This is a genomic window from Streptomyces sp. NPDC051909 (assembly GCF_040681095.1).
GTDB lineage: Bacteria > Actinomycetota > Actinomycetes > Streptomycetales > Streptomycetaceae > Streptomyces.
The window spans coordinates 40,124-46,589 of sequence record NZ_JBFAYA010000038.1; the positions used below are offsets into that span (position 1 = coordinate 40,124).

The following is a 6,466-nucleotide window of genomic DNA, read 5'->3' on the forward strand; positions in this document are numbered from 1 at the left end:
CCGCGGCCAGACCTACTCCACCTTCTTGACCAGCGCCGAAGACCATCGCGTGGTCCATGTGCTCCCGACTCGTGAAGCCGGGCCACTCGCCGCCCGGCTGGTCCGCCACCCCTGCGTGGCGATCATCCGCCGGTGCCGGACAGGCGCCTACGCCGAGGGCGCCGACGCGGAGCCCCCGACGCTCTGCAAGTCGCCGACCGGTTCCATCCATGGCAGGGCCTCGGCCGGGCCATGGAGACCTGCGTCGCCACCCACCGCAACTGGCTGCGCACCCCGACGCCCGGCGACATGCTGCCGCAGGACACCCGACCAACTCGCGGCCGGCCGCAGGACGACTCGGAGACCCCGTCGGCCGGCGAGGCCGAGCGCAAGAAGGCCACACACGCCTTGGTCCACGAGCCTACGCGCCAGGGCCCGCACGCCGTCGGCGTGCGGGCCCGCGTCCCCCTGTGTCTGCCGAGGACGAGCCCTCTCCCCTGCCGGCCAGTAGGGCGCTCTGCGGCCCGGTGAGGTACGAGTGGATCCGGGGCGGCTCGGACGTGCCGGGCGAGGTGTACCGCTGGACGGCGGCGGAGTCTGGTCCGTCGTCGAAGTGGAGCGCCCCGACCGGCCCCGGCGCCTGCTACTGCGGTGCCGGTACGAAGCGCCAGAGCTGGTTGGCGCCGTTCCAGCAGTCGCCCTGGATCACGTCCGCGCCGTGGTCCTTGCTCATGTACGCGACGTCGAGGCACTTGCCGCTGTGGCGGGCGCGGATCTGGTAGTACTTGCCGACCTCGGGCCTGGCCACCTGCTGCGGGATTCCGTAATGGTCCTCGAAGAAGCCCCAGGCCTGGTTCCAGCCGCCCCAGCAGTCGCCCTGGATCACGTTCGCGCCGTGCTCCTTGCTGGCGTACGCGACGTCGAGGCACTTGCCGCTGTGCCGCGGCTTGATCTGGAAGTACCAGGTGCCGGGAAGCTGCTCCAGCCGCCACTGCTGGTTCCAGCCGTTCCAGCAGTCGGCCTGGAGCACATCCGCGCCATGCTCGAAGCTGATGTTCGCGACGTCGAGGCACTTGTCGCTGTGCAGCGGCCTGACCTGGAAGTACGCGGCGTCCGGGACGGGCACTGCGTGCGCGGGGCCTGTGAAGCCGCAGAAGGCGGCGGCCAGGGTGGCGCCGAAGACGGCCGCGGCGCGAGTCGTCCGACGGATGATGCCACTTGCCATGATGATCTCCTTCGGGTTCCGTTCCGTGGGGTGCATGCCGACCACGGTGGCTCCCGCAGAGCGCTCTGCGCATCAGTACTGCCACTGAACCGCGGTACGTACCCGACACCGGCCCCCGTGGCGTGCGCCTGCGGGATACTGTCGCGGTGGGAAGCGAATTCGTCGGACGGGCGGCCGAGTTGGCGGTGCTCGCCCAGCGGATCGAGGCCGCGGCGCGGGGCTCCGGATCCGTTGTGCTGCTCGCGGGACCAGCGGGCATCGGCAAGAGCACCCTGGCGGCCGAGGCACTGCGCCGCCATGCCGATCCCGCGGGTGTCACCGTCGTACGGGGCCACTGCCCGAGGGACGCCGTGGCGCCGCCGCTGTGGCCCTGGCAGCGCGCGTTGCGCCTCGCGGGAGCCACCCCCGCAGTCCCCGGACAGCGGACCGCCGGGCGGTCGGAGGACGGGGCCGCGGCGAGGCAGCGGCCATGGAGCGTACGGGAACCGGCCGACGCGGCTGCGGTGCGGTTCCTGGAGCTGGTTCAGATGAGTGAGGCGCTGGCCGCGGCGGCCGCCGAACGTACCCTGGTCGTCCTGTTGGAGGACCTGCACTGGGCCGACACCGCCAGCCTCGACCTGCTTCGGCAGCTGACCGGCGAGGTCGCCGAGTGCGGGCTGTTCGTGCTGGGCACCTTCCGCGAACCGGTGCCCGAGGAAGCCGCCGGAGCCCTCGCGGACCTGGGCCGCTACGGAGCCACCACGCTGCGTCTTGCACCCTTCACCCGGGAGGAAGTCGCCAGGTGCCTCGGCGAGGCGGACGCGGCGGAGTCCTATCGGCGGACGGGCGGGCTGCCCCTGCTCGTGACCGCACTGCGCACGCACGCGAGCAACCTCGGCACCGTCGTCAGTGGCCTGCTGGCCGGGCTCACAGCCGAGCAGCGCGACGTCGTACGGGCCGCGGCCGTACTCGGCGAACGCCTGGACACCGCTCAGCTTGCCGCAGTCCTGCCGGAGTCGTGCGAGACCACCGTGGCCCAGGCGCTGGAAGCGGCCTGGCACGCCGGGGTCCTCACGGCGGCGAACACCCCCGGCGTCGGGCGCGGCTACCGCTTCACCCACGATCTGGTACGCGACGAGGTGCTCGGCCGGACCACCCGTGCGGCCGCCCGGGCTCTGCACCGGGCGGCCGCGCTGGCATTGGAGCGGGCCCAGAACCCCGCCGAAGCGGCCCGTATCGCGGCCCACTGGCGGCAGTCGGGCCCGGAGCCCGGGCACCGCGCCGCCGCCACGCGCTGGTCCCGGATCGCCGCGGACCAGGCCCGCGAACGGTACGCCTATGCGGATGCCGCCCGGCATCTGGGGGAAGCCGCCGCCGTACTCGACGCGGCGGACCCGCAGCGCGCCCCGGCGCTCATCGAACTGGCCCGCGCCGAGTATCTCGCCGGGCGCTACGACGCCAGCCTGCGCCACTGCGACGAGGCGTCAGAGGCGGCGGTCTCGACCGGCCGGCCGGCCCTGCTCGCCGAAGTCGCCCTGGTGCTGCAGGGCGTCACGTTCCCCCACGCCTCGCAGGCCATTACCCGACTGTGCCGGGCGGCCCTGGCCACCCCGGACCTGCCGGACGCGATGCGCGCCCGCCTGCTCGCCCAACTCGCCACCGCCTCGGCCGAGCTCGACTCGTTCGAGGAGGCCACCGAGCAGGCCCGCTCCGCCCTCGGCCTGGCCGAAGCCACCGGTGACCTGCGAGCCGAACTCCACGCCGCCCGAGCGGTGCAGATGACCCTGACCCACCCCGACGACACCACCGAACGCCTACGCCTGGGCGAGCTGGCCGTCTCCCGAGCCGAGCAGCTCGGCGACCCGCTCGCCGCCGTGCTCGGCCACCAGTGGCGCGTCCAGGCCGGATACCTGCTCGGCCGGCTGGACCTGGTGGACGACGCGATCCGCGGCATCGAGGCGGTCGTGGCCCGCTCCCCGCTGCCGCTGACCCGCTGGCACCTGCTGCGCGTCAGCGCCGCCCGGGCAGTGCAGGAAGGACGCTTCGCCGAGGCCCGTCGCTGCAACGCGGACGCCACCGAGCTCGCCCTGGCCAGCGGGGACCACCAGTCCGCGACCGCCCTGAGCTACGTACTGCACCAGCAGCTGGCCCAGGTCCGCGGCGACGCCGGCGAACTGTCCGAGGAGATGTGGCGTGGCTTCGACCGGGCACCGAGACACCCGAGAATCCAGTCCCTGCGGGCACGGGCGCTGTTCCTCGCCGGACGGCTGGACGAGGCACTGGACGCCTACGACCGGCTACGCCCGCTCCTTCCGGTCCCGACGACGCACCCGCGGTGGCCCGCCATGCTGCTGAACCTGGTCGACCTGATCGAACTGGCCGGCGACGCCGGGGCCGCACGACTGGTGTACGACCAGCTCGCGCTGTTCCGGTCCCACCCAGGCGCGATCGGCACACCCACGGCGCTCTTCTCGGGCACGGTCAGTCGTGACCTCGGCCGGCTCGCCCTGACCGCCGGCCGCCGGAACCAGGCCGAGGAGCTGCTGCGCGAGGCGCTGACCCGCAACCGGGCCCTCGGCGCGCGGCCGTACGTGGCGCTGACGTGCCTGGACCTGGCCGCCGTCCTACGTGACAAAGGTGCCCTCCCAGAGGCGGCCACCCTCGCCGGGGAGGCACTGTCGATCGCCGACCGGCTCGACCTGCCCGGCCCCTCCGCCGTCGCCGTCCGCCTCCTCGGCGAAATCGCCGCCCAGCGCCACAACACCGACCCGCTCACCCCGCGCGAACGCCAGATCGCCGAGCTTGTCACCCAGGCCCGTACGAACCGCCAGATCGCCGACGACTTGGTCATTTCTGAACGCACAGTGGAAAGCCACGTCCGCAGCATCCTCGCCAAACTCGGCTACGCAAACCGAACCGAAATGGCTTCACGATGGGCCCGACACTGAAAGGAGAGGGCAAAGCACGCCGGAAACGTCCCGCACACGACCTGTGGTGGTGGCGATCTGAGCCTCGCGGGCGTGCTCCCGGATCACCCGCTTCGTCAATTCCTTCGTACGGCGGAGCCTTTCGCGGGTCGATGTTGTCGATCTTCGGAGCCCTGGTGACGGTCGAGTTCTCGTCGGATCAACAGGCAACCCTGTTCCTGGAAACCGAACTTCGAGGCAACGCTATTCGACGACTCCCCAAGACGTACCGGATCGGTGGTGACCTGGCGACCGTGGCGAAGATCGCCGAGGTGACATTCACCAGCCCGGACCGGGGCCGGGACGTGATCCACAACTTCAACGCCGGCGGCTTCGAGGCGCTCTACCCGAAGTACCGGGGGCGGTCGGCCGAGGACGTTCACACTACCCAGAAAGAAGCTTCCCTCGTCGGGGAACCCGTCGAAGCCGCAGCACATCACGTCGTCGTCGCAATCTTCCTCCGGCAGATCCAGATCGTTCCGCAACAGCCACGTCCGCGGGTCCCCATGCAGGGAGATCCCCATCCGCTCTTCGGCTGCCGCGAGCATCTGCTCCGTAGCAGGCCCCGGCAGATCCGCGTGATCGGCCGGCGCGTGCTCCCGAAGAAGACTCATCACACGCGACCAACTCTCAACCACACTCATCGCGCTCTGCCCTCCGTCCTCTCTACAGGGACGTCTCCGTCCGACTACGCCACTACGGAGGTTGAGGAGTACCGGCCGGAGAACCTTGCAGGGATGGTAGTTCGAGCGTGTGTTCCATCCCTCCCCACGATCGTCTTCCGCCCCGAAGCACAGGGGCACCAGCAGCCCACGAGCGACGTACAGCTGGAGTACTGGACGAGCAGTTCCTAAGCGATCAGTGGTCATAGGCGGTCAGCGAGCGGGGGACGGGGGCGCCGATGACACCAGCCGGTCGTAGAAGGCGAGTCCGGCCCGGTTGACGGCGCCCGCGCCGGCGGCAGGACGCGGGGCCAGGCGATGGAGAAGTGGTAGCCGTCGAGGCCGATGCCCCGCATCAGAGCGATGTCCCCGGGGTAGCGGTGGTTGTGGTCGCAGGCCGCCGCCCCCGTGTGCCCCGTCCCGGACGGCGCCGGGCCGGGCACAGAAGACGCCCCAGACGGAGGGGCCTCAGCCGTCCTCGTCGACCGCCCGCTCGATCCGAAACGACAGGGCCACTCGCAAGCTCGCGGGTGTCAGATCCCGAGCGCGGTCTCGGGGAGCCGGGCGCGCAGCGGATCCGCGAAGGCCAGCAGGACGCGCCGGTCGCCCTCGAAGGCCTCCCGGCTGTGGGCCATCCGGACGTTGTCCACCATCAGCAGGTCGCCCGCCCGCCAGGGCTCGCGGCGGGTCGCTCGCGCATAGGCCTCGTTGATCACCTGGATGAGGTCGGCGGTGAAGGGTTCACCGTTCCCCCACCCGGTGTTGAAGGAGAGGCCGTCGGGCCCGAGCACCGAGACGAGGTAGTCGCGGACGTCCTCATCGAGGCTCCACTCGGAGAAGAAGGCGATCTGGTTGAACCAGGACCGCCGTCCCGTGACCGGGTGGGTGATCAGGGCGGGTCGACGGTGCCAGGTCCGCAGGTCGTCGCCTCGCCACTCGAACTCGATGCCCCCCTCGCGGCAGTACCGTTCCACCTCGTCCCGGGAGGAGGTGCCGAAGGCCTCCGCCCAGGGCAGCCCGACCGTGTCGCTGTAGTTGCGGGTGAGCAGCCAGCCCTCGGACTCCAGGCGGTCCACCACCTCGGCGGGGAGCGCGTCGACCACGGCGCTGGAGTCGGCCACGGCGGTGCAGCCGCCCTGGTCCGGGGCGGTCAGGCAACCCATGATGAGCATGGCGGGGAACTCGCGGGCGTAGCTCAGCTCGTGGTGCATGCACATCGTCTGGTCGTCGGCCCAGCCGGCGGTGGAGTAGACCGGTCCAGGGACCTCGTCGCGGTGGGCGAACCCCTCGTGTTCCACCATCAGTTCGTCGGTGTCGGCGAGCGACTTGCTGACCGCGGCGAAGGTCTCCGGGTCGCCCAGCCCGAGGCCCCGCACCAGCACGGCGCCGTGCTCCGTGACGGCCGACCTCAACTTCCCCCTGTTGCGCCGGGCCCAGTCGGGAGCTCCATCACGTGCGTCCACATGCCATACAACCAACGGGGAGCCGTTGCTGACCGCTGTCATCATCCGTCCTTCATCCATCACGCCGGCCGTGCCGGTGCTGTTCGATTCGCCTATGGCCGGGCCGGGGGGGGGGGGGGGCCCCCCCCGCCCCCCCCCCCACGTAGCGGGTGGGGGGGGGGAGGAGGCGGACAGCGAGGGGGGGGGGCTATG

General features: G+C 71.5%; 4 protein-coding genes and 1 pseudogene. 2 read left to right on the plus strand and 3 right to left on the minus strand.

The window, feature by feature from the left end; genetic code table 11:
• Positions 1–622: 622 nt before the first annotated feature.
• Positions 623–1,204, minus strand: coding sequence for an RICIN domain-containing protein (locus AB0M18_RS34035; RefSeq protein ID WP_365764923.1), 582 nt, complete (start codon positions 1,202–1,204; stop codon positions 623–625).
• A 146-nt stretch (positions 1,205–1,350) separates the two neighbouring features.
• Between AB0M18_RS34035 and AB0M18_RS34040 the strand changes: the two genes are divergently transcribed.
• Together AB0M18_RS34040 and AB0M18_RS34045 are read left to right on the plus strand one after the other, a co-directional pair.
• Positions 1,351–4,131: an AAA family ATPase gene (locus AB0M18_RS34040; RefSeq protein ID WP_365764925.1), complete on the plus strand. Its 2,781-nt coding sequence runs from the start codon at positions 1,351–1,353 to the stop codon at positions 4,129–4,131.
• 272 nt (positions 4,132–4,403) lie between these two features.
• Positions 4,404–4,548, plus strand: a pseudogene (locus tag AB0M18_RS34045) (IS630 family transposase); the annotation flags it as partial.
• Positions 4,549–5,014: 466 nt separating this feature from the next.
• Here the strand turns inward: AB0M18_RS34045 and AB0M18_RS34050 are convergent.
• Both AB0M18_RS34050 and AB0M18_RS34055 read right to left on the minus strand, forming a co-directional pair.
• Positions 5,015–5,254 carry a family 1 glycosylhydrolase gene (locus tag AB0M18_RS34050; RefSeq protein WP_365764927.1) on the minus strand — a complete coding sequence of 80 codons (240 nt, stop codon included), beginning with the start codon at positions 5,252–5,254 and terminating at the stop codon, positions 5,015–5,017.
• A 90-nt stretch (positions 5,255–5,344) separates the two neighbouring features.
• On the minus strand, positions 5,345–6,334 hold the full coding sequence (locus AB0M18_RS34055; protein WP_365764929.1) for a TauD/TfdA family dioxygenase: 990 nt from the start codon (positions 6,332–6,334) through the stop codon (positions 5,345–5,347).
• Between the last annotated feature and the right edge of the window lie 132 nt (positions 6,335–6,466).

Coding starts and splice junctions, on each gene's coding strand:
- AB0M18_RS34035 (WP_365764923.1), bottom strand. CDS start 1,204: ATGGCAAGTGGCATCATCCGTCGGACGACTCGCGCCGCGGCCGTCTTC.
- AB0M18_RS34055 (WP_365764929.1), bottom strand. CDS start 6,334: ATGGATGAAGGACGGATGATGACAGCGGTCAGCAACGGCTCCCCGTTG.